Origin of the sequence: Photorhabdus sp. P32 (genome assembly GCF_038085095.1) — a bacterium.
Taxonomy (GTDB): Bacteria; Pseudomonadota; Gammaproteobacteria; order Enterobacterales; family Enterobacteriaceae; genus Photorhabdus; species Photorhabdus luminescens.
Map to the genome: position 1 here is coordinate 1 of NZ_JAZGJN010000273.1, position 22,032 is coordinate 22,032.

24 protein-coding genes and 1 pseudogene are annotated in these 22,032 nt (G+C 41.8%); 19 read left to right on the forward strand and 6 right to left on the reverse strand.

Annotated elements, in window-relative coordinates; all coding sequences use genetic code 11:
* The first annotated feature begins 458 nt into the window (after positions 1-458).
* The 9 genes from V2H77_RS14165 to ihfB all read left to right on the forward strand — a co-directional run bounded on the left by V2H77_RS14165 (position 459) and on the right by ihfB (position 7,764).
* The gene (locus V2H77_RS14165) at positions 459-650 is read left to right on the forward strand and encodes a hypothetical protein (RefSeq protein WP_088371061.1); all 192 of its coding nucleotides are present in this window, start codon (positions 459-461) and stop codon (positions 648-650) included.
* Positions 651-748: 98 nt separating this feature from the next.
* A complete protein-coding gene (locus tag V2H77_RS14170; RefSeq protein WP_341499311.1) occupies positions 749-1,177 on the forward strand; it encodes a gp16 family protein in 429 nt (142 codons plus the stop codon).
* A complete protein-coding gene (locus V2H77_RS14175) occupies positions 1,170-1,538 on the forward strand; it encodes a Mor transcription activator family protein (protein WP_036843675.1) in 369 nt (122 codons plus the stop codon). The genes V2H77_RS14170 and V2H77_RS14175 overlap by 8 nt, the downstream gene beginning before the upstream one ends.
* 182 nt (positions 1,539-1,720) lie before the next feature.
* The gene (locus V2H77_RS14180) at positions 1,721-1,891 is read left to right on the forward strand and encodes a type II toxin -antitoxin system TacA 1-like antitoxin (protein WP_341499312.1); all 171 of its coding nucleotides are present in this window, start codon (positions 1,721-1,723) and stop codon (positions 1,889-1,891) included.
* Positions 1,892-2,196: 305 nt separating this feature from the next.
* Positions 2,197-3,285, forward strand: coding sequence for a 3-phosphoserine/phosphohydroxythreonine transaminase (gene serC / locus V2H77_RS14185; RefSeq protein WP_341499313.1), 1,089 nt, complete (start codon positions 2,197-2,199; stop codon positions 3,283-3,285).
* A gap of 126 nt (positions 3,286-3,411) precedes the next feature.
* Complete coding sequence (aroA, locus tag V2H77_RS14190; RefSeq protein ID WP_265379816.1) at positions 3,412-4,698, forward strand: 3-phosphoshikimate 1-carboxyvinyltransferase; 1,287 nt, start codon at positions 3,412-3,414, stop codon at positions 4,696-4,698.
* A 179-nt stretch (positions 4,699-4,877) separates the two neighbouring features.
* Entirely contained in the window at positions 4,878-5,561 is a 684-nt protein-coding gene (gene cmk, locus V2H77_RS14195; RefSeq protein ID WP_265379817.1) for a (d)CMP kinase, read from the forward strand.
* A 179-nt stretch (positions 5,562-5,740) separates the two neighbouring features.
* A complete protein-coding gene (gene rpsA / locus V2H77_RS14200) occupies positions 5,741-7,414 on the forward strand; it encodes a 30S ribosomal protein S1 (RefSeq protein WP_139656636.1) in 1,674 nt (557 codons plus the stop codon).
* 65 nt (positions 7,415-7,479) lie between these two features.
* A complete protein-coding gene (gene ihfB, locus V2H77_RS14205; protein ID WP_011145915.1) occupies positions 7,480-7,764 on the forward strand; it encodes an integration host factor subunit beta in 285 nt (94 codons plus the stop codon).
* Between the two features lie 289 nt (positions 7,765-8,053).
* Here the strand turns inward: ihfB and V2H77_RS14210 are convergent, their stop codons facing one another.
* Positions 8,054-8,182 carry a hypothetical protein gene (locus V2H77_RS14210; protein WP_341499314.1) on the reverse strand — a complete coding sequence of 43 codons (129 nt, stop codon included), beginning with the start codon at positions 8,180-8,182 and terminating at the stop codon, positions 8,054-8,056.
* A gap of 32 nt (positions 8,183-8,214) precedes the next feature.
* Between V2H77_RS14210 and V2H77_RS14215 the strand changes: the two are divergent.
* Positions 8,215-8,469: pseudogene (locus V2H77_RS14215) on the forward strand (bacteriocin immunity protein).
* 31 nt (positions 8,470-8,500) lie between these two features.
* On the opposite strand, the gene V2H77_RS14220 reads toward V2H77_RS14215, so the two are convergent.
* Together V2H77_RS14220 and V2H77_RS14225 are read right to left on the reverse strand one after the other, a co-directional pair.
* On the reverse strand, positions 8,501-9,400 hold the full coding sequence (locus V2H77_RS14220; protein WP_132344420.1) for a hypothetical protein: 900 nt from the start codon (positions 9,398-9,400) through the stop codon (positions 8,501-8,503).
* Positions 9,401-9,462: 62 nt separating this feature from the next.
* Positions 9,463-9,621: a hypothetical protein gene (locus V2H77_RS14225; RefSeq protein ID WP_192900798.1), complete on the reverse strand. Its 159-nt coding sequence runs from the start codon at positions 9,619-9,621 to the stop codon at positions 9,463-9,465.
* Positions 9,622-10,209: 588 nt separating this feature from the next.
* Between V2H77_RS14225 and V2H77_RS14230 the strand changes: the two genes are divergently transcribed.
* The gene (locus V2H77_RS14230) at positions 10,210-10,500 is read left to right on the forward strand and encodes a nucleotidyltransferase family protein (protein WP_225812616.1); all 291 of its coding nucleotides are present in this window, start codon (positions 10,210-10,212) and stop codon (positions 10,498-10,500) included.
* Entirely contained in the window at positions 10,497-10,874 is a 378-nt protein-coding gene (locus tag V2H77_RS14235) for a HepT-like ribonuclease domain-containing protein (protein WP_341499315.1), read from the forward strand. Before V2H77_RS14230 ends, V2H77_RS14235 begins: the two co-directional genes overlap by 4 nt.
* A 37-nt stretch (positions 10,875-10,911) precedes the next feature.
* Here V2H77_RS14235 and V2H77_RS14240 read toward each other — a convergent pair whose 3' ends face one another.
* Positions 10,912-11,547, reverse strand: coding sequence for a LysE family translocator (locus V2H77_RS14240; protein WP_049585241.1), 636 nt, complete (start codon positions 11,545-11,547; stop codon positions 10,912-10,914).
* 4 nt (positions 11,548-11,551) lie between these two features.
* Positions 11,552-12,364 carry a 2OG-Fe(II) oxygenase gene (locus V2H77_RS14245; RefSeq protein WP_341499316.1) on the reverse strand — a complete coding sequence of 271 codons (813 nt, stop codon included), beginning with the start codon at positions 12,362-12,364 and terminating at the stop codon, positions 11,552-11,554.
* Positions 12,365-12,974: 610 nt separating this feature from the next.
* Here V2H77_RS14245 and V2H77_RS14250 point away from each other — a divergent pair.
* The 6 genes from V2H77_RS14250 to kdsB all read left to right on the forward strand — a co-directional run bounded on the left by V2H77_RS14250 (position 12,975) and on the right by kdsB (position 20,015).
* Positions 12,975-15,302: a ComEC family protein gene (locus V2H77_RS14250; protein WP_341499317.1), complete on the forward strand. Its 2,328-nt coding sequence runs from the start codon at positions 12,975-12,977 to the stop codon at positions 15,300-15,302.
* A gap of 34 nt (positions 15,303-15,336) precedes the next feature.
* On the forward strand, positions 15,337-17,085 hold the full coding sequence (gene msbA / locus V2H77_RS14255; RefSeq protein WP_341499349.1) for a lipid A ABC transporter ATP-binding protein/permease MsbA: 1,749 nt from the start codon (positions 15,337-15,339) through the stop codon (positions 17,083-17,085).
* Complete coding sequence (gene lpxK / locus V2H77_RS14260) at positions 17,082-18,077, forward strand: tetraacyldisaccharide 4'-kinase (RefSeq protein ID WP_341499318.1); 996 nt, start codon at positions 17,082-17,084, stop codon at positions 18,075-18,077. The genes msbA and lpxK overlap by 4 nt, the downstream gene beginning before the upstream one ends.
* A gap of 401 nt (positions 18,078-18,478) precedes the next feature.
* A complete protein-coding gene (locus V2H77_RS14265; RefSeq protein WP_341499319.1) occupies positions 18,479-18,694 on the forward strand; it encodes a cold-shock protein in 216 nt (71 codons plus the stop codon).
* 388 nt (positions 18,695-19,082) lie between these two features.
* On the forward strand, positions 19,083-19,262 hold the full coding sequence (locus tag V2H77_RS14270; protein WP_049585246.1) for a Trm112 family protein: 180 nt from the start codon (positions 19,083-19,085) through the stop codon (positions 19,260-19,262).
* Positions 19,263-19,265: 3 nt separating this feature from the next.
* Entirely contained in the window at positions 19,266-20,015 is a 750-nt protein-coding gene (gene kdsB, locus V2H77_RS14275; RefSeq protein ID WP_341499320.1) for a 3-deoxy-manno-octulosonate cytidylyltransferase, read from the forward strand.
* Positions 20,016-20,124: 109 nt separating this feature from the next.
* On the opposite strand, the gene elyC is transcribed toward kdsB, so the two are convergent.
* Positions 20,125-20,964 carry an envelope biogenesis factor ElyC gene (gene elyC / locus V2H77_RS14280; RefSeq protein ID WP_341499321.1) on the reverse strand — a complete coding sequence of 280 codons (840 nt, stop codon included), beginning with the start codon at positions 20,962-20,964 and terminating at the stop codon, positions 20,125-20,127.
* A 278-nt stretch (positions 20,965-21,242) separates the two neighbouring features.
* On the opposite strand from elyC, the gene cmoM reads away from it, so the two are divergent.
* On the forward strand, positions 21,243-22,022 hold the full coding sequence (gene cmoM, locus V2H77_RS14285) for a tRNA uridine 5-oxyacetic acid(34) methyltransferase CmoM (RefSeq protein WP_341499350.1): 780 nt from the start codon (positions 21,243-21,245) through the stop codon (positions 22,020-22,022).
* The last annotated feature ends 10 nt before the right edge of the window (positions 22,023-22,032 follow it).

Consider the following 22,032-nt stretch of genomic DNA (forward strand, 5'->3'; position numbering starts at 1 on the left):
TAAAATATCATTATGAGAAAAAATTCTACTTAATAATTAATATTGGCAATATTCATATTAAAACTGCCTTATCACAAGTTAAATATGCAAGGCGTATTCGACTAATTTTTGGTTTTATTAGTTTCAAGTTGGTTACAACAAGGATGTAACATACCATAACCAGAGAAAAGGAAGTCTTGGAAATATTAATACCGGCATTTCATTATCGATCTATTTGAAAAAAAGTTTCTTTATTGAGGAAAAGAAGTAAATATATTGGTATTAATAAATACATTCATTAAGTAACAGGTAATTAAATATGGTAAAAAATTCAGTTTAAAGCTAAATCCGCTTTATACATCCGGCAATTATGTAAATAAAACTATTGTAAAAGATATTAATGGAATATCAATTAACTTAGGAAAATAAAATTTTTCAATTATCCTATTTGAACAGAAAATTAAGTAAGGAACATACTTATGAAAATAACATGTAATCACTGCAAACAACCTGTTGAAAAAATGAATCTAAAACAAGCTAAAGTTATTCAGACTCTTGAATTTGGTGAATGGGTTGTTGATTTAATCTTGGTTTGTCCACATTGTAGTCAGCAATACGGTGTATCTGTGGCAACATGGGATTTACAGCCACTGGAGACCCCTCATGGATAAAACGGTCTTATACCGAAAAGCCAGGTTCAGTAATATCAAGTTAATGCTGACTATTTTGGTTTACTCAATTAGAGAGTACATAGCAGAGGATGAATAAGATGGCAAAACAGAAATTTATTCAGCTTATTCATATTGCACATAGTAATCTAAAACTAGATGAAGATACGTATCGCCAGATGCTACTTTCAGAAACCGGAAAAGCCTCTACGCGGGAAATGGATATCCCGCAGTTAACTCGCGTTTTGGATGCGATGAAAAAGCGCGGTTTTAAGATTAAATCCCCTAAGAAATCCAAAACATCGCGTTCATTAGATTGCCACCCCCACTCAAAGAAGATACGTGCATTGTGGTTGGAAATGGCATCTATAGGTATTGTTCATAATAGTTCTGAACAAGCCTTAGCTCACTGGGTTAAGCGTGAAACGGATATTGATGATTTACAGTGGTTGGATTCAGGCCAAGCCAGCAGCATTATTGAAAAACTGAAGAAGTGGCGGAACCGCGTCACGAGGAAAAAATATGAATGATGTGAATAACTTTCGTAGCAAAGGTCCTGAACTGCTGGTAGAACTGGCACAGCACACAGCCTGTACGGTCAGTGAAATAATCCATGTTGAGCCAGCGTTAGCTGAACAAATTGGCGAAGCTGTTGCGAACCATATGATGCAGGTTTGGGGCGGTCAGAATGTCTATTTTCCTATGGGCATGGTTTGGAAAGTCAGCCTCCGTGATCGTGAGATTTTCAACGAATTTAACGGTAAAAATCATCATGATCTGGCTCGCAAGTTTGGTGTTTCTATTCAATGGATTTACAGCGTAGTGAAGCGTATCCGAAAGGAAGAACTAGATCGCCTGCAAGGTAAGTTATTTGATAACGAGTCTGAATAGGCAGGTCAAACTGATTGAGCTTAGTAAAATTAGACGGCAGACTAAGCATGATTCTCGTTCGGTCTGCCTTTCAAATACTGAAAAGAATTTACAATTGAATCTCCATAACTTCCCACTTAGTCCAAGTTTTTCCCATAATTATCTTTCAGTTCCCTGTCAAATATCTTACTTATGATCATGTTGTGTCTGCTGCACAGGATGCCGCGCAGCGCGCAGTTGAGCAGTCAGAAGTACTCCGTTTGTCTCTGATCGATCAGCAATGTTTTGCGCAGGCATTGCTGAATCCACTGGAACCTACCCTGGCACTTGAACGTGCATTCGCACGGCGCCGCTCTTTGTTACGATCAGAATGAGTTCCACGACGTTTGATGTTATGCAACTTAACGAAGAATATGATCGGGGTTTGTTCTACAGTGGTTCAGAATCTCTTTCACCATTCACATTATTCCTTCCTCTCATAGCTGTAGATAAAAAAGGGAAAAAATAAGCAGTTCACCTGTAATAGCGCTGAATGAACAAGTTTATTGGCTATTTTTGCGATAGTTTTGTTCAATGTTTGAATAACCATTGCAGCAATGAAATGGGAATGGTACAACCGATATATCAGATTATTTATTGTTATCAATCATTGTTATTTCGTCAGAATAAGGTGAGGTAAATGAATCAGGTATATAATTTTAGTTCAGGTCCCGCTATGTTACCGGTTGAAGTATTGCGTAGAGCTGAACAGGAGCTCTGCAACTGGAATGGTATTGGGACTTCAATTATGGAGATCAGTCACCGAGGTAAGGAATTTATCGCGGTAGCAAAGGAAGCTGAAAATGATCTGCGAGATCTCTTGTCAGTGCCTGAAAACTATAAAGTGTTGTTCTGTCATGGCGGCGCCCGCGGTCAATTTGCCGCTATCCCGATGAACCTACTGGGTGACAATGTTAAAGCCGATTATATTGATGGCGGTTATTGGGCTGCATGTGCAGTTAAAGAAGCAAAAAGATACTGCACGCCGAATGTGATTAATATCAAAACCGAAATTAATGGTTTGAAAAGCGTTAAGCCAATGCATGAATGGTCATTGAGCGATGATGCGGCTTATGTTCATTATTGCCCGAATGAAACTATTGATGGTATCGCCATTTATGAACAGCCGGATTTTGATGATAATAAAGTTATTATTGCCGACTATTCTTCTTCTATTCTTTCCGGGCCATTGGATGTGAGCCGCTACGGTGTGATTTATGCGGGAGCGCAGAAGAATATTGGTCCGGCTGGTATCACATTGGTTATTGTGCGTGAAGATTTATTAGGCAAAGCTCGCAAAGAAACCCCGTCTATTTTGGACTATGCTGTTCTGGCAGAGAATGACTCCATGTTCAACACTCCGCCAACGTTTGCCTGGTATCTCTCTGGTTTGGTCTTCAAATGGCTGAAAGAGCAAGGCGGGGTACAAGAGATGGCAAAACGTAATCAGGCTAAGGCTGAATTGCTTTATCGTGCCATTGATAACAGTGATTTTTATCGCAACCAGATTACCCCTGAAAATCGTTCCTTGATGAATGTACCGTTCCAGACGGCAGATGCCTCGCTGGACAGTAAATTTCTGGCAGAGGCTGATGCTCAAGGGTTGCAGGCACTGAAAGGACACCGGATTTCCGGTGGTATGCGTGCTTCCATTTATAATGCGATGCCGATAGAAGGGGTTCAGGCTTTAGTTGATTTTATGGCTGATTTTGAGCGTCGTAACGGCTAATTTACCAACTATTACCGGGAACAACGGTTCCCGGCCTAATTTAAGGTAAAAAATATTTCCTCAAACGTAAAAATGACTCACTTATAATTAAAATAACCTAATTGAGAATTGGAGAGCCTGTTATTTATGCAATCCCTGATGCTACAACCTATTTCCTCCATTAGTGGAACTATTAACCTGCCAGGGTCAAAAAGTGTTTCTAACCGTGCGCTATTACTAGCGGCTTTTGCCAAAGGTACTACCTGCTTAACTAACTTGTTGGACAGCGATGATATTCGCCATATGCTCAATGCCTTGGTTGCGTTGGGTGTCAGTTATCGTTTATCTGATGATCGTACCCGTTGTGAAGTTGACGGTATTGGAGGGGTGATTACCCATAAAGGCCCGATAGAACTGTTTCTGGGTAATGCCGGCACGGCAATGCGCCCCTTAACCGCCGCGTTATGCTTGGGCAAAAGTGACGTCGTTGTTACCGGCGAACCTCGAATGAAAGAGCGTCCGATTGGTCATCTGGTGGATGCTTTGCGTCAAGGGGGCGCAGAAATCGATTATCTGGAGCAAGAAAATTATCCGCCGTTACATATCAAAGGGGGTTTTGTTGGCGGCAGAGTGACGGTAGATGGCCGTGTTTCCAGCCAATTTTTGACTGCATTGCTGATGGCGGCGCCATTGGCGGAACAGGATTCTGAGATTCATATTCAAGGGGAATTGGTTTCCAAACCTTATATTGATATCACTCTGGCATTGATGAAAAGTTTTGGTGTTACCATAGATCACGATCAATATCAGATTTTCCATATTAAAGGCCGACAGCAATATGTTTCTCCGGGTCACTATCTGGTTGAAGGTGATGCTTCTTCTGCCTCCTATTTTCTGGCGGCCGCAGCAATTAAAGGTGGCACTGTGCGGGTGACCGGAATTGGTAAACATAGCCTGCAAGGGGATACCAAATTTGCCAATGTGCTGGAGAAAATGGGGGCGAAAATTCGTTGGGGTGATGATTTTGTTGAATGTGAACGCGGCACCCTCACTGGCATTGATATGGATATGAATGAGATCCCCGATGCTGCTATGACCATTGCCACCACCGCGTTGTTTGCGCAAGGGGAGACTGTCATTCGCAATATATACAACTGGCGGGTAAAAGAGACGGATCGGCTCCATGCGATGGCAACTGAATTGCGTAAAGTCGGCGCAGAGGTGGAAGAGGGGGTTGATTACATTCGCATCACACCACCACCAAGATTATTACCTGCTGAAATTGGTACTTATAATGATCACCGAATGGCGATGTGTTTCTCGTTGGTGGCGCTGTCCGATACACCGGTTACCATTCTCGATCCAGGTTGTACAGCGAAAACCTTTCCTGATTATTTCAATCAATTGGAGAGATTAAGCCAGCGAAAGTCATAATTATCGATTATTATGATCCAATAGAGCGTATTTTTTTGATTAAAATCTATCTACATGGCATGCGCTTATTTCGTTCACTCTGTGAGTGCATATAATAAACGGCAGATATTGATTATTTTATTGAGTAAATATTCAGCATCTGGTGACGTGTTAACTTGCCATGCTAAAGGAGAACAATAATGGTGGCGATAGCCCCAGTAATAACTGTTGATGGGCCAAGCGGTGCAGGTAAAGGAACGTTATGTCAGGTACTGGCAGAGGCTTTAGGCTGGCAATTGCTTGATTCAGGCGCTATTTATCGAGTATTGGCGCTGGCCGCGATTCATCATCAGGTGGATATCCAGTCTGAAGATGCGTTAGTTCCTCTGGCTGCTAATCTTGATGTACGTTTTGTCCCTGGCAAAGGAAAGCTCAGTGTGATGCTTGAAGGCGAGGATGTCAGTAATGAGATCCGTACTGAAACGGTTGGTAATACTGCCTCGCAGGCGGCTGCTTTCCCGCGGGTTCGTGAAGCGTTGTTACGGCGTCAGCGTGCTTTTCGGGTTGCGCCGGGCTTGATTGCCGATGGCCGTGATATGGGAACCGTGGTGTTTTCTGATGCTCCGGTAAAAATATTCCTTGATGCCAGTGCAGAAGAACGCGCGCGCAGACGTATGCTACAGTTGCAGGAAAAAGGCTTTAGTGTTAACTTTGAATGTCTTTTGTCCGAGATACAGGAGCGTGATTATCGCGATCGTAACCGGGCAGTTGCGCCATTAGCGCCGGCTGAAGATGCATTAATATTGGATTCAACCAGTATGTCTATCGAGGAAGTTATCGACAAGGCGCTAAATTATGCGAAAAAAATTCTCTCAATTACCTGAACGATTTTAAGTTTTTAGCTTATAATTGGTGACGATGTACTAAAAATTGAGTACGCGGGTAGAGAATTTTTCCGCGAACTAAACAACCCTGTTACAGGAATCGTAGCGGGGCATGTAAAACAACCCCATTCGGCGGGAAGCTAAATGGACGTTAAATTAAAATCTTGAAGATCATTAACATGACAGAATCTTTTGCTCAACTCTTTGAAGAATCCCTGCAATCTATTGAAACTCGTCCAGGTGCTATTGTTCGCGGCATCGTTGTTGCTATTGATAAAGACGTTGTATTAGTTGATGCAGGTCTGAAATCAGAATCCGCTATTCCTGTAGAACAGTTTAAAAATGTTCAGGGTGAGCTGGAAATCCAGGTTGGTGATGAAATTGATGTTGCGCTAGACGCTGTTGAAGATGGTTTCGGTGAAACTGTTCTGTCTCGTGAGAAAGCGAAACGCCATGAAGCGTGGCTGATGCTGGAAAAAGCTTACGAAGACGCAGAAACTGTTACCGGCATCATCAACGGCAAAGTGAAAGGCGGCTTTACTGTTGAACTGAACGGTATCCGTGCATTCCTGCCTGGTTCTCTGGTTGATGTTCGTCCAGTTCGTGATACAACTCACCTGGAAGGTAAAGAGCTTGAGTTTAAAGTCATCAAACTGGATCAGAAACGCAACAATGTCGTGGTTTCTCGTCGTGCTGTTATCGAATCTGAAAACAGCGCAGAACGTGATCAACTGCTGGAAAACCTGCAAGAAGGTATGGAAGTTAAAGGTATCGTTAAGAACCTGACTGACTACGGCGCATTTGTTGATCTGGGCGGCGTTGATGGCTTGCTGCACATTACTGATATGGCTTGGAAACGTGTTAAACACCCAAGTGAAATCGTCAATGTGGGCGATGAAATCGCAGTTAAAGTACTGAAATTTGACCGCGAGCGTACCCGTGTATCTCTGGGCCTGAAACAACTGGGCGAAGATCCTTGGGTAGCAATCGCTAAGCGTTATCCAGAAGGCACTAAACTGACTGGTCGCGTAACTAACCTGACTGATTACGGCTGCTTCGTAGAAATCGAAGAAGGCGTTGAAGGTCTGGTACACGTTTCAGAAATGGACTGGACCAACAAAAACATCCACCCATCCAAAGTAGTTAACGTTGGTGACGTTGTGGAAGTTATGGTTCTGGATATCGACGAAGAACGTCGTCGTATCTCCCTGGGTCTGAAACAGTGTAAAGCTAACCCTTGGCAGCTATTTGCTGAAACTCACAACAAAAATGACCGTGTTGAAGGTAAGATCAAGTCTATTACTGACTTCGGTATCTTCATTGGTCTGGATGGCGGCATTGATGGCCTGGTTCACCTGTCTGACATCTCCTGGAACGTTGCAGGCGAAGAAGCAGTTCGTGAATACAAAAAAGGCGATGAAATCGCGGCTGTTGTTCTGCAAGTAGATGCAGAGCGTGAGCGTATCTCTCTGGGTATCAAACAACTGGCGGAAGATCCATTCAATAACTACCTGTCTGTGAACAAGAAAGGTGCTATTGTGACTGGTAAAGTGACTGCGGTTGATGCTAAAGGTGCGACAGTAGAACTGGCTGACGGCGTTGAAGGTTACCTGCGTGCATCAGAAGCTTCTCGTGACCGCGTTGAAGATGCAACGCTGGTTCTGAATGTGGGTGATGCAGTTGAAGCTAAATATACTGGTGTTGATCGCAAAAACCGCGTTATCAACCTGTCTGTTCGCGCTAAAGACGAAGCTGACGAAAAAGACGCTATCGCTTCTGTGAACAAACAAGAAGATGCAAACTTTGCTAACAATGCAATGGCTGAAGCTTTCAAAGCAGCGAAAGGCGAATAATTCAAGTGAATAACGGTGGATAACGCGTAAGTGTTATCCAGGTGCGGTAGTTTAGGGAGGTACTCATGACCAAGTCTGAATTAATTGAAAGACTTGCTGGCCAGCAATCTCATATTTCGGCCAAAACCGTTGAAGATGCAGTGAAAGAAATACTCGACCATATGGCAATAACATTGGCAGATGGCGAACGTATAGAGGTGCGCGGATTCGGCAGTTTTTCTCTTCACTACCGTGCTCCGCGCGTAGGCCGTAACCCTAAAACCGGTGATAAAGTGGAGCTGGAAGGTAAATACGTTCCCCATTTTAAACCTGGCAAAGAGTTGCGTGATCGCGTGAATATCTACGATTAAGTTTGAAGATAACAAGTTATTGCTTATTCTAAACAGTGTTTCGATGCTGTTTTAGATTCATCGCAAAGTGCTGGCCTTTTGGTCAGCACTTTTTTGATCTAACCAAGACTCATATAAAAAGAGCTGATTTTTATACTGAGAAAACCTACTCCCGTAATCCTGCCAATCTGACATTGTTTCCCCAGAAACCATTTGGTGTGTAAAACTCATATCATTATTGGTTTTAAATTTATTTGTGATGTTCACTTTTGATAAAAAATTGTATTCAAATCATTAAAAATATGAGTTGTTACAAGCAGAAATCAATTCGTGGTATAAACGCTGGTTTAGCGGCAATAAAGATAAAACCGAAGCAGCCGTGGTCGCTGCGGCGGCAACTGCCCGCTGCACCGAATCCGTTGACAGTTGGATTAGACATATTGAAATTCATTCAAATAGAAGAGGGATAAAATAAAACTGAAAGAAAAGTTAGAAGATTATACAGAATCGGGATTTTTAGAATTTGCTAGAAAAGTGTGCAATGCAGATTATGCAACTGAAGATTAAGCTAGTGTTACAGTTCAAGATTTTATCCGCTTATCAGAGCATCCTGATGGTATTGATATACTCTTTTATCCATCGCCTGGTAAGGATGATTCTCTTGAAGGAATAGTGAAACAAATCAAAGAATGGAGAGCCAGAAACGGTAAACCGGGAGCGGTCTGAAACGCCTAATAGGGAGTTCGTTCTTATAAAGTTATTGGTCTAACGGTAAGTGAGATCTTAGTCTAATATATTGATTTTTATGATGATCAACCATTCGTCTTAACTCTTCATCAAGAAACATATCCGGCAACTCGTAATCATCCCTGTGTTCAGAGAGATTAACTTGAAGTGATTCAATAACTTTATGGAGTTCAATCCCATACTTGACAAGACAGTGACGCCGGGTTCGTTCTTGTAGCAGATAATCAAAGTATTCAACATATTTTCTAGCTGTTCGAAAATCTTTATGCTCAAGTTTTTCTAACAGAAAGTAATAAGCAGGGATCATCAGGCTTCTGATGCGCTCTTTCTCGACCTCAATATCGTCTTTGACTTTATTCACAATGTTGGCGAGGCGAGATCGAATACAAGCGATAGGATTCAAAACACGGACGAACTCATGAGAGCCTGGCGCTGCATTAATCATAAAACGTTCTGTGTTTAAGTATAGTTTGTCGCCAGATAAATCGTCGTGTTCAAAACCTGCTGGCCGGTCAATGATATCAACAAGGTTACATTCATCATTGTTATCAGGGTTAGAGAACAATCGGCCTTCATGCTCTTTAATCGTCTTTGTGTCCTTATCGGTCAGAAGGCATATTGCAATAGATGGGAGATCAAGTGGGTTGTTATAATGAGGTTCAACGTTGAATGCTCTGGCGATGTTTTCAACATTGTTTCGTTTTGTTACATAATCAACATCAACAGAAGTTATGAAAACTTCGTTAGGTAAATTATTTTTCGAGTATTTATGAAGGTATGTATTTACCCAGTAGCACACAGCTTGACCGCCAACAGTGATTGCCGGCCCTGTTAAGCTATCAGCGTTTTGGATTAGCTCTTGATTGAGCAAATAAATTTGTTCAGAAGGCGGTATGTGTTCAACAGTCATAAAAAAGAGCTAAATATTATAAACACTTGGCTTAATATATCATGTTCGGTACAGGGGAAGAATCAGAAGTTCGGAGCCATATCTGCGACGGAGCTACCTGATGGCATACTTAAAGCTGGTCTTTGTATAACGGGCTGTGGAGCTGCATGACCATTCTGCTGCTTTTTTACACGTTGAGCGTAGGCAACATGTTGTGCTTTTTTAATATCAGGCGCATTCATCTTGAAGTTCTCCCTACGAGGGAATTAATTTAAAAAATCTTTGCACAAAATATATGCCAAAGTCACAGCAACTTCAACTAAGTTTGTTTGATCATGTTTTTAATGGCGTAAACGCTTATCGGATAGCACAATGGAACGGGGGCAAGAAATTGAGAATATCCTTGTCGTAGTTCTTGAGTTTAATGGGTGTGTCGAGAATCGTTACCGCTCCGGTATCCTCTGTTCAGTACGGATAAGACGTTCCACAGCTTGATACAATCCTTCTCGTTTAATTAACAATAAGTAATGAAATCAGAGCAGTTATTTTAAATAAGGTTTCATAATAGTGCTACACCCATTTTTTTGTCTTCCTGGTTCTTGCTGTGATGAAAACGATCTCAAAAAGGCATCAACATAATTAAGCAACTGCCACATAAATTGACAACTATGATTTCGCGTTACTGTCTCACGGAGCGATTTCTGGGTCATAATCATCAGAAAAAACACGGATTTTGGCACTGACATTGATGATGGAAAGCGGACTTTGGTGTTGCTTTCCTCTTGGTGCCACCATATTATAAAACCACATTTTGTTGTGGAGTTAATGGCATGAAACCATCAGTAGCTTTGGCTGCCAATCGGGAGGCCATCCGTCGTGTAGTGGAGTCTCATCGTGCCCGTAATGCCCGTGTTTTTGGGTCTGTTATACACGGTGATGACACCGAGGACAGTGACTTAGACATCCTGATCGACCCGACGCCGGAAACCACTCTCTTTGACATTGGCGCGATCCGGCATGAGTTGTTGCAACTGCTCGGTGTGCCAGTGGATGTGCTGACTCCGAAGGCACTACCAGAGAAATTCAGGGCGACCGTTCTTGCCGAGGCTGTGCCTGTATGAGCCGTGATCAGCAGCGTCTTGTCGATTATCTGGCCCACATCCTGGAAGCCATCAAGCGTATCGACAGCTACACGGAAGACATGGATGAACTGGCGTTCCTAAACAACCAGTTGGTGCAGGACGCCGTGATCCGCAACTTCGAGATCATCGGCGAGGCCAGTAACAACATTGGGAAGCACTATCACAATTTCGCCGTTGCTAACCCTGAATTGCCATTGTCGTTCGCTTACCATATGCGTAATGCTTTGGCTCATGGCTACTTCAAGGTGGATCTTGAGATTGTTTGGAAAACGATCCACAGCGATCTACCAGGACTTTACCAGCAAGTTCTAGAAGTAATGCCTAAAGATATCCACGAAATTTCGTTTGATTAAAAACGTTATTCGACCTTCAGGCATAATATTTCCTGACTTAAGGAAATTTTAGATTAAATAATGTTATTGAATATGAAAAGAAATAGATTCCAAGCATAATAAGAACGACACCGCTGGTGTAATTAATAAACTTAATAACACGATGACTGAGCATTTTTCTGGAGAAAAATATAACAGCATTAATAAAGGCAACCCAAACAATAACGCCAATAATTGTCCCTGCTGCGCCAATAGCTAAACTATATTTACCTGATGCAATATTGTTGAGTTGCGCACTGACAGACAGCCAGAAAATAACATTGTATGGATTTAATAGTGTTAACAATACACCATCAAAAAATTGCCTATGATAAGGTTTGGAGATGATATTGATATTTTCCTCATTTTTCTTATTAATGAAGCTGGTAATACCAAACCAAATGACCATTAATGCCCCTAAAAACCCCAAAATAGGCATGAAAATAGTATTGGAAAACAGTTGTAATATGCCAAAACCTAGAAGTAATAAATAAATTATATCGGCAAAACAGGCGCCTAAACCAAAAACTACTGCGTGAAGACAACTGATATTCAAGTGCCTACGCATAATTTCTATATTTATCGGGCCAACGGGAGCCGCAGCTCCCAATCCTAAAAGAAAAAATGTTCCTAATGTACTGATTACATCAACCATATAATTAATTCCATAACATGAGATGTTTATTTAGTGATAATCCAATAAAGCTTTGCAATGATATTCTGCACCCCTCGGGAAAACTACGAATAGCATGGGGTTTCCTGGTGTTTATTATGATCAAATCTCCTTGTTCTGGTTTAATAAGGATAGATGGCGGAAGCGTACCTCGCCAATCATTTTCTGCATTATCTTCGATTAACTCGGTGATAGGAATTTCGGGAACATCCCACAGCTCTAGCTCTCCTCCAATTGCAGGCATTTTTATATAGATATTCACTGAACATTGCCCCAACAAATTGACCGATTGTTGTTGAAGGCCATCAAAATGGGGTTGCTTTTCGACCATGAAAGAGCGTTCTGGCCTGTTCATCACCCTGGCAATACCAGCATGCATCTTTTTACCTTCAAAGTTGGCGATACTGGCCCCGGCGGACCATATTTCGTCCAGTTCTAAACGAAATTTATCGAAAGGGGCTAACATGGGAGCACAGAAATTTCTGACATTTCTGATGGCAGGTAACGCATTTTCAAAATATTTTTTATAGCTATCGCTATCTTTGGATTTGCCAAAAGTTGTGTTGTAAGATGGGCCGATTCTATCAACACCATAATCAACTAAAACAACCTCATCTCCTTTTTTCAAATCATGAGGGTGACATTCTAGATTTTCGTGGGAGAGGAAAAAATCAGAAAGCTTGTTTGCAAGAGGGATATCAACATATTTCTTTATATGGATTGCTAACACTTCATCATTAAATAATTTAGTAAGATGATGTTCTTGCAGAGAGTCAGATACAATTATCTTGTTTTTCATAAAAACCACCTTATTGTATTTAACATGATTTTTTAATTATTTTCCATATAAAAACAGAATGGAAATATTAATTTAATATTATTTAAATTTAATCAATGCGATCTTAATCACAAAACAAAAAGTAGACAATTATTTAAGTCGTTTTATTAATTCAGTGCTTAATCACTTAGGTAATGTTTGGCAATAATGATTTTTATTGTTTTATACCCGTTACCATAGGGTATATATATGGTTAAATTAATTTTTTATTAATCTATAGGCTTGGTTAATAATTTCAAAAATGAATTTAGTCTTTAATTATAATAATAAGTGGATAATGTAACTTCTAGTGAGTTTTTATATCTGTAATAAGGGTGTAGACAAAACCTTACGAAATATTTTATTTGATATCAATATCGCAATGTTGCATTTACGACCAATATAACATTGGGTGGTAATGAGCAGGCGGCAGTTTCTATCTTTGCGAAGCTGTTCGCATATATTTTTGAAATGATTGTTAGCCTGGAATTAATCTGCGAAGGTGTTTGATAATTTTTCTTGTGCTTCTGGCTGCATTGTAAAAAATGAGGAATACTTTGCTGGAAAGATAAAAGGGTAAGGATGAATAAGGATGTGGTTTTCAGTTTTGATAAACAAGATAACGACAAATTGGAAACAACCTATACCAATCATTAGCGTGAATCAGGCTGCAATAGCTATTATTATCGGTATTGTACCCTTGCTTTTTCTACCTGAGTTACCACAGAAATGGCAGATTATTATATTGCTGTTACTGGCTCTATTCTGCTTATTCTTGCCATTTTGTTTTTGCCGGATGGTTTCAATTTCGTTACTGGCATTTCTTATTGGGTGCTGGCAGGGAAATCATCTGCTCGAACAGATAATCTATTTTAGTGAGAAAGTGCATTTATCACGGGTTATTATTGAAAGTTTATCATTAGATAATGAAGAGAAAGGCAGGGTTATCCTGCGTATTATTGAGGATGAAAATAAAGTTATTTTTCCACCACTGTATGTTTCCGTTGCTTGGGATATTTCGCCTGAATCTCTGTGTGCTGGTCAAAAATGGTTGCTGAAAATGAAATTACGGCCAGTTCATAGTCAGCTAAATCAGGGTGGATATGATAGCCAGCGTAGAGCATTAGCTATCCGCCAACCTTTAACAGGGAAAGTCATTCACGCTGAATTAATTGACGGTAAATGTAACTTACGTCAGCGATTGGTCAGTCATATTGCACCGGATATTCGTGAATTGAAGCATAGTGGCATTGCGATGGCATTATCATTCGGGGAACGTCGGTGGTTAAGTAAGGAGGACAATTTATTATTGCAACAAACAGGTACGGCTCACCTTATGGCTATTTCCGGGTTGCATATTACCGTTGCCAGTATGTTTGGTTGGTGGATGGCAAGATTATTACAGCTCTTCTTTCCCGTGCACTGGATAGGACACAGATTTCCATTGATTATCGGCTGGATAGTGGCAATAAATTATGTTTGGTTATCGGGTTGGGGCATTCCGGCTATTCGTGCATTACTGGGGTTAACGCTCTGGCTATATTTACGTTACAGAAATATTCTCTGTTTCCCTTGGCAGTGGGCATTGTGGACAGCCGCAATGATTCTCTTATTTGATCCCTTAACTGTGCTTTCTGATAGCTTCTGGCTCTCTTTCTTTGCTGTGATGGCGCTAATGTTCTGGTTCTTTTGGGCGCCGTTGATTGAGCCATTTCGTTATGGTTGGAAATGGCTATGGCTGCGTGGGTTATATATGCAAATGGGTATGATGTTGATGCTTATTCCTCTCCAGCTATTATTATTTCATGGCGTCAATTTTGCCGCTTTATTTGCTAACTTTTGGGCCGTGCCAATCATCTCATTTATTACTGTTCCGTTGATTATGCTGGCATTAATCAGCCATTTTTGTTCCTTTATTAACGCTTTATTATGGCAATTAGTCGATTACTCTGTAACCTTCTCTTTAATTCCTTTGCCAGTATTACAACAGTCATGGAGTGAAACTGGCTGTTTTCCCTTCTTAATAACGTTTATTGGTTGGTTTGTTGTCATTATTTGGCGGTTTGCTTGGTGGCAATCATATAAATTACTGATTGGCATTTCTTTAGGGATAATGCTCTGCTATCTGAGGCGCACCGAAGAATATCTGTGGCGATTTTCTATGTTGGATGTAGGGCATGGGCTTGCGGTTATCATTGAAAAAGATGGCAAAGCGCTGATTTTTGATACCGGTAATCGTTGGGAAACCGGCAGTATGGCTGAAAGGGTGATTATCCCTTATTTGCGTTGGCATCGATTAACGCCAGAACAGATTATTATTAGTCATGATCACCTTGACCATACGGGTGGGTTAGAATTCTTACAACAAAAATATCCTGGTATTGCTGTGAGAAGTTCTTTAATCAATCAGCAACATCTTCCATGTATACGCGGTGAGCAGTGGTACTGGCAAGGGTTGAGCTTCCGTGTATTATGGCCGCCGGTAAGATCATTACATGCAGGTAATAACGAATCCTGTGTTATTCGGGTAGAAGATGGCAAACATAGCTTGCTTTTAACCGGAGATCTGGAAAAGCAAGGGGAATATAAGCTATTGGGAATAGAAAAAGAGAATTTAAGATCAACCATATTGCAAGTTCCACATCATGGTAGTAATACGTCATCTACATCTGCTTTTATTCATACCGTCTCACCACAATATGCACTGGCCTCTGTTGCACGTTATAGCCCGTGGCGACTCCCTTCGGTTAAAGTGCAGAGACGTTATCGTAAAAACGGGGCAGAGTGGCGTAGCACCGCAGTATCCGGGCAGATAACAGCTTATTTTTATGGCGATCATGTTGAAATGATGAGCTATAGGCAACAAATTATGTCACGCTGGTATCATCAGTGGTTTGGTATTCGTGGTGATCATGAGTAGAATAACCCGCTATTTCTTTTGGTGTTGGTACTCAATAATGAATGATAAAGACCTTTCTACCTGGCAGACGTTTCGCCGACTATGGCCGATTATCACTCCGTTTAGGATTGGGCTGATAGTTGCTGCGGTTGCACTGATCCTTAATGCTGCCGGTGATACGTTAATGCTTTCATTGCTTAAGCCTTTACTTGATGAAGGTTTCGGCAAAGCAAGCAGTGATGTACTGAAATGGATGCCGCTGATTGTGATTGCTTTAATGGTTATGCGAGGGCTATCCGGGTTTGTATCAAGTTATTGTATCTCTTGGGTCTCCGGTAAAGTGGTAATGCAGATGCGTCGCCGTCTGTTCAGCCATATGATGGGGATGCCAGTGTCATTTTTTGATCAGCAATCGACAGGAACTCTGCTTTCCCGTATCACTTATGATTCTGAACAGGTGGCCTCTTCGTCTTCCAGCGCACTGATTACTGTTGTCAGGGAAGGGGCATCAATTATCGGCCTGTTTATTTTGATGTTTTACTATAGCTGGCAATTATCTTTGATCCTGATTGTGATTGCGCCGGTTGTGTCATTAGTGATTCGTGTGGTATCGAAGCGATTTCGTGATATCAGTAAAAATATGCAAAACAGTATGGGGCAAGTTACTGCCAGCGCAGAGCAGATGCTGAAAGGTCACAAGGAAGTGCTGATTTTCGGTGGGCAGAAAGTAGAAACTGAGCGCTTTAATAAAGTGAGTAACCATATGCGCCAGCAAGGCATGAAGATGGTTTCTGCTTCCTCAATTTCTGATCCCATCATTCAGTTGATTGCTTCATTTGCTTTAGCTTTTGTCCTGTATGCAGCAAGTTTCCCGGAGATTATGGACACACTGACTGCGGGGAAAATTACCGTGGTATTCTCATCAATGATTGCGCTGATGCGTCCGTTAAAATCTTTGACTAATGTTAACGCGCAATTCCAGCGTGGTATGGCGGCCTGTCAGACTCTGTTTGCTATTCTGGATATGGAACAGGAAAAAGATGACGGCAAATTGGAACTTAAAAAAGCGGACGGTAATATTGAATTCCGTAATGTAACTTTTTGCTACCCGACCAAGGAATTGCCCGCGCTACAAAACATTTCTATGCATATCCCGGCGGGGAAAATTGTCGCTTTAGTTGGGCGCTCTGGCTCGGGTAAATCCACAATAGCGAATTTGCTGACCCGTTTTTATGATGTCAATGAAGGCAGTATTCTGCTTGATGACCGTGACTTACGGGAATATACGCTCTCTTCTTTGCGTAGACAGGTTGCTCTGGTATCGCAGAATGTGCATTTATTTAATGACACAGTAGCGAACAATATTGCTTATGCCAGTGAAAACCAATATAGCCGTGAAGAGATTGAGAGGGCGGCTGAGATGGCTTATGCGATGGACTTTATCAAGAAGCTGGATAACGGTTTGGATACCATGATCGGTGAAAATGGCGTGTTGCTTTCTGGCGGTCAGCGTCAGCGTATTGCTATCGCGCGTGCCTTATTGCGTGATTCTCCAGTCCTGATTCTTGATGAGGCTACTTCGGCGCTAGATACGGAATCTGAACGGGCGATTCAGGCGGCACTGGATGAGTTGCAGAAAAACAGAACCTCACTGGTTATTGCACATCGTCTATCAACCATCGAAAACGCGGATGAAATTCTGGTGATTGAAGATGGTCATATTGTTGAACGGGGTAATCATCTCTCGCTGCTGGAGCGAAATGGTGTTTATTCACAACTACATCGGATGCAATTTGGTCAATGATTGAGCGCATATGGTCAGGCCGCTCATGGCTTTATTTGCTGTTATTACCTTTTTCAGCCCTTTACGGGCTGATAAGCGGCTTACGGTGGTTGAGTTATAAAACTGGGGTGAGTCAATCCTGGAAAGCGCCTGTACCTGTTGTGGTAGTCGGTAATCTAACCGCCGGCGGTAATGGTAAAACGCCGGTAGTTATCTGGCTGGTGGAGCAGTTGCAGAAAAAAGGTTATCGGGTTGGTGTTGTTTCTCGTGGTTATGGGGGTAAAGCAGAAAATTATCCTCTGTTGGTGACTAAAAATGTCACTACGGCTCAGGCCGGTGATGAACCGGTATTAATTCACCGTCGTACTGGCGCGCCTGTGGCGGTTGCGCCAAAACGGGTTGCAGCAGTGAAAGCATTACTGGCAGATACGCCATTGGATATTATCGTGACTGACGATGGCTTACAGCACTATGCTTTGCAGCGAGATTTTGAAATTGCGGTTATTGATGGCGTGCGTCGTTTTGGTAATGGTTGGTGGCTTCCGGCTGGCCCAATGCGTGAATTATCTGGGCGATTGAATCGGGTTAATGCCATTATTACCAACGGTGGTACTCCTCAGCCAGGCGAATTATCCATGACATTAGCTGGCGAATTAGCTGTGAATATGGTGAGTGGTGAAAAACGCGCAGTGAATCTCATACCTCACGTTGTGGCTATGGCTGGAATCGGCCATCCACCGCGGTTTTTTGCAACTTTGCAACAGTTAGGCGCTGACTTACAAAAAGAGTACCCATTTGCCGACCATCAACGGTACACCGAAGATCAATTGCGTCATCTGGCTGATACAAACCAGAATTTACTGATGACGGAAAAGGATGCAGTTAAGTGTTTTAGTTTTGCTCAGTCGAACTGGTGGTATTTGCCGGTAGATGCTCAATTACCCCAGGAGAAGGGGCAGTCGATGTTACGTGAAATTTGTTCATTATTAGCAATAAATAACAATATTAAGTAAATCTTATGCTTGAGCCTAAGCAGTTTATACAACCCTCTGGTCAACAGAGGGATTGCCCTTCTGCTGTCTGCCAAAGCGGTTCTCGCTTTGCTGATTCGTACAGTTCAATTCGTACAATTCAGTAATTTTTCCAGATTTATTTGATTTTTCGCCATTGTTACATGATATTAAAACTATCCATTTTGGATAAACAACTATTGTGTATTCTTGGTTCAGACATGTGCGATTCTGGTAGGATATCCGCTCGTATCTGTTACTTAAACAATACACTACTCGAATGAAATGTATTTCAAGGTTTTAAAACTGAGATGAGGTTCTATTCGAAAACTTAATATGAAGGGTAAAAAACATCAAAAACAATGAATTAAATTATTGTGAGATGGATAAATGGGGGAGTTATCATGACATTACAATTAAAGATGGGTAGAGTGAAATGGTTTGATGAGCGTAAAGGATATGGCTTTATTTCTCCGCAGGATGGAGGACAAGACATATTCGTCAGTAGAAAAGCGATTGCTAATACCAAAAACAAGTCACTCACAGAAGGGCAGAATGTAGAATTTTCAATTATTCGCAAAGGTTATGATTTAACCGCGGCAGATGTGATTGCATTCTAAAACCCTATTAAAATCAAGCTATTTTATTACCATTCTTTAAGTAGTAAAGAGGAAGCATTGAACCATGTGCAAACAAAGGTAATCGTTTTTTTGAACGTACCTTTGGTAAAGCCCGGAGAGTAGCGAAATGAGTCATTTCTGATAATGGCGTTTACTCTCCGGTTTTTGTTTGTCGTCTATATTGATGATTTATTGGCAATTTGGGATTGTGCCAATTACGCCTACCGAGATAGTTTTGGACTTTCACCAACTTACCTGACTTTTCAGTGGATGATATTGGGAAAGGGATCGAAAGATCAAATAACAAGAGTTAACGATGATACCAAGCTTATGTTATTCTGGGCCGCACTAAGTTGCACTAAATTAAAGCTCCATAATTGGAGGATGTATGGATCACCGTTTACTCGAAATTATTGCCTGTCCTGTATGTAACGGAAAACTCAGCTACGATAAAGAAAATTTTGAACTTATCTGTAAGTTGGATCGACTTGCGTTTCCTGTACGTGATGGTATTCCCGTCCTGTTAGATCACGAAGCCCGTGAATTACCTCTGGATGAGGAAAAATAAGGTATGTTCACCGTTATTATTCCAGCCCGCTTTGCTTCAACCCGTTTACCCGGTAAACCTTTGGCTGATATTCACGGCAAACCAATGATTGTCCGTGTTATGGAGCGGGCGAAGCGTTCAGGTGCTGCGCGCGTCATTGTAGCAACAGATAATCATGACGTTGTTGATGCGGTTGTGGCGGCGGGGGGAGAGGCTTGTCTGACCAACGAAAATCATCATTCTGGTACCGAGCGGTTAGCTGAGGTTATCAACAAATATCAATTTTCCGATGATGAAATTATCGTTAATGTTCAGGGTGATGAACCGCTGATTCCCGAAGAGATTATTAAACAGGTTGCAGAGAATTTGGCAGGCTGCAACGCGGGAATGGCAACGTTAGCCGTGCAGATTCATGATGCAGAGGAAGCTTTTAACCCTAACGCTGTGAAAGTCGTTATGGATAAACAGGGTTATGCGCTCTATTTCTCCAGGGCGACAATTCCTTGGGAGCGCGACCGTTTTATTCAATCACGGGAAACGATTGGCGATCATTTCCTGCGCCATATTGGTATTTATGCCTATCGCGCGGGTTTTATCCGTCGCTATATACAATGGGAGCCAAGCCCGTTGGAACAGATTGAAATGCTGGAGCAACTGCGAGTACTTTGGTACGGAGAAAAAATTCATGTGGGGATTGCATTAAAAGCGCCGGGAGTAGGCGTTGATACCCCGGAAGATTTGGCCGCAATCAGAAAAATGTTTGCTGAAATTTGATTAACTGTTTGAACTTATTTTTGGGTTAACGAAAGCGCGTCATTTATTGCTGTTTATTTCTATTGCATATTATTTCTATTGCGCTTTCGTTTCTCCATCTATTTTTACTTTAAGAAGTAGTTTGAGGATTTTTTCTTGGTTGAGAATGTTCTGATTTTTGTGGGTGTTCTGGATCTTTCGACGGCTTAATACGTTGCCAGAGGGTGCCTAAAGTTTCATACCATACTCGTTCCGAATGAGACAGAAAGTAAGCTGAGGGCAGATATTTTTCCCAAGGATGTAATGGTGAAGTGATCGCTAATTGGTTAGCTGGGCCGGGAATGGGGTTCAACCCATGTTGTTTAAAGAAATTTATCGCTCGCTGCATATGATTGGCGGAAGTCACTAAAATAAAGGGTTGTTTACCAATCAGTTTCTCAACCTCATTGGCTTCCTGCTCAGTATCCATTGGCTTTGTCAGTGCGATGGTATCTTCTGCGGGCACGCCGAGCGACTGGGCTACGGTAGCGGCGACTTCGGCGCTGCTTTTAACATTCGCTCCTTTACCACCGGTAAAGACCATTTTAGAGCCGGGGTTCAAGCGATATAAGCGAATGCCTTCTGTCACTCGCGGCAAGCTGTTGTTAAGTAAGTTTGAACTGGGTGCCCAATTTGGGTTATAAGTGAAGCCGCCGCCAAGAACGACGATATAATCAACCGGTGGATTGATGTGACTGGGATCGGATTGATCGCTGTTAGCATAAACCGATTCCAATGGTAACAGCAGCTTATCGGCAACAGGTTGTAAACTTAGCAGAAGTAGCGTGAGCCAACTGAATGTCAGAACCGTTTTTCCTGTTTTTTGCCAACGGGTAAACCATAGCAGTAATAAAGCGGCAAATGAAATTAGCAATATTAATGGCAGAGGCATTACCATTGCGCCGAGATACTTTTTAAATAAAAATTGCATTTATTTACCTTAATTTGGTTGAATTGTAGCCATGTGGTTCACAGTTTGTTGTCAAAAGTGGTTATATCAACGAATGCTGTGCCAAAATAGCAGCCAGTGTAATGAAATCTCAACAGATAAATCAGATCTATACCTAATAGATTTCGAGTTGCAGCGCGGCGGCAAGTGAACGAATCCCCAGGAGCATAGATAACGATGTGACTGGGGTGAGTGAAAGCAGCCAACAAAGCAGCAGCTTGAAAGATGAAGGGTATATTCCATTAGTGAGGCAGTTTTTCATGCGGGATCGCAATTTCGATGATATTGCAGACAAATTCTCTCGTAATATTTACGGCACAACCAAAGGTAAAATCAGGCAAGCCGTTGTCTGGCAGGATATCAGCGAATTACTGGCTCAATTACCTCAACGTCCATTGCGTATTTTAGATGCGGGCGGCGGAGAGGGAAATATGGCATGCCAATTAGCTGAATTGGGTCATCAAGTGATATTGTGTGATTTATCAGAAGAGATGATCCAGCGGGCAAGGCTGGCCGCAGAACAAAAAGGGGTCAGCCAAAATATGCAATTTATACAAAGCCCGGTACAGGAAATTAGCCAATATATAGAGCAGCCGGTAGATTTGGTATTATTTCATGCAGTACTGGAATGGATTACCGATCAGAAATATGTAATAGAAGTGCTAATGAATATCATTAATCCGGGTGGCGCTCTATCTTTAATGTTTTACAATGCCAATGGTTTGGTAATGCGTAATGCTATTTTAGGTAATTTTCATTTGGCGACACCCAATATACAGCGTCGCAGAAAACGTTCATTATCGCCTCAGAATCCATTGGCGCCGGAACAGGTATATCAATGGCTTGATGAATTAAATATGACGATTACCGGCAAAACAGGTGTGCGCATTTTTCACGATTATTTGCAAAATCGCCAATTACAGAGCGAAAACTTTCCGGCATTGCTGGAATTGGAACAGCGTTATTGCCGACAGGAGCCTTATATCAGCTTGGGGCGCTACATTCATGTCATGGCGCGTAAGCCTGCTTTAACAGTTTAAAGGACAAATT

Bases quoted from the DNA above. Each gene is read 5' to 3' on its own strand.
- V2H77_RS14165 (WP_088371061.1), top strand. From the start codon at position 459: ATGAAAATAACATGTAATCACTGCAAACAACCTGTTGAAAAAATGAAT.
- V2H77_RS14170 (WP_341499311.1), top strand. From the start codon at position 749: ATGGCAAAACAGAAATTTATTCAGCTTATTCATATTGCACATAGTAAT.
- V2H77_RS14175 (WP_036843675.1), top strand. From the start codon at position 1,170: ATGAATGATGTGAATAACTTTCGTAGCAAAGGTCCTGAACTGCTGGTA.
- serC (WP_341499313.1), top strand. From the start codon at position 2,197: ATGAATCAGGTATATAATTTTAGTTCAGGTCCCGCTATGTTACCGGTT.
- aroA (WP_265379816.1), top strand. From the start codon at position 3,412: ATGCAATCCCTGATGCTACAACCTATTTCCTCCATTAGTGGAACTATT.
- cmk (WP_265379817.1), top strand. From the start codon at position 4,878: ATGGTGGCGATAGCCCCAGTAATAACTGTTGATGGGCCAAGCGGTGCA.
- rpsA (WP_139656636.1), top strand. From the start codon at position 5,741: ATGACAGAATCTTTTGCTCAACTCTTTGAAGAATCCCTGCAATCTATT.
- ihfB (WP_011145915.1), top strand. From the start codon at position 7,480: ATGACCAAGTCTGAATTAATTGAAAGACTTGCTGGCCAGCAATCTCAT.
- V2H77_RS14210 (WP_341499314.1), bottom strand. From the start codon at position 8,182: ATGTCTAATCCAACTGTCAACGGATTCGGTGCAGCGGGCAGTTGCCGC.
- V2H77_RS14220 (WP_132344420.1), bottom strand. From the start codon at position 9,400: ATGACTGTTGAACACATACCGCCTTCTGAACAAATTTATTTGCTCAAT.
- V2H77_RS14225 (WP_192900798.1), bottom strand. From the start codon at position 9,621: ATGAATGCGCCTGATATTAAAAAAGCACAACATGTTGCCTACGCTCAA.
- V2H77_RS14230 (WP_225812616.1), top strand. From the start codon at position 10,210: ATGAAACCATCAGTAGCTTTGGCTGCCAATCGGGAGGCCATCCGTCGT.
- V2H77_RS14235 (WP_341499315.1), top strand. From the start codon at position 10,497: ATGAGCCGTGATCAGCAGCGTCTTGTCGATTATCTGGCCCACATCCTG.
- V2H77_RS14240 (WP_049585241.1), bottom strand. From the start codon at position 11,547: ATGGTTGATGTAATCAGTACATTAGGAACATTTTTTCTTTTAGGATTG.
- V2H77_RS14245 (WP_341499316.1), bottom strand. From the start codon at position 12,364: ATGAAAAACAAGATAATTGTATCTGACTCTCTGCAAGAACATCATCTT.
- V2H77_RS14250 (WP_341499317.1), top strand. From the start codon at position 12,975: ATGTGGTTTTCAGTTTTGATAAACAAGATAACGACAAATTGGAAACAA.
- lpxK (WP_341499318.1), top strand. From the start codon at position 17,082: ATGATTGAGCGCATATGGTCAGGCCGCTCATGGCTTTATTTGCTGTTA.
- V2H77_RS14265 (WP_341499319.1), top strand. From the start codon at position 18,479: ATGACATTACAATTAAAGATGGGTAGAGTGAAATGGTTTGATGAGCGT.
- V2H77_RS14270 (WP_049585246.1), top strand. From the start codon at position 19,083: ATGGATCACCGTTTACTCGAAATTATTGCCTGTCCTGTATGTAACGGA.
- kdsB (WP_341499320.1), top strand. From the start codon at position 19,266: ATGTTCACCGTTATTATTCCAGCCCGCTTTGCTTCAACCCGTTTACCC.
- elyC (WP_341499321.1), bottom strand. From the start codon at position 20,964: ATGCAATTTTTATTTAAAAAGTATCTCGGCGCAATGGTAATGCCTCTG.
- cmoM (WP_341499350.1), top strand. From the start codon at position 21,243: ATGCGGGATCGCAATTTCGATGATATTGCAGACAAATTCTCTCGTAAT.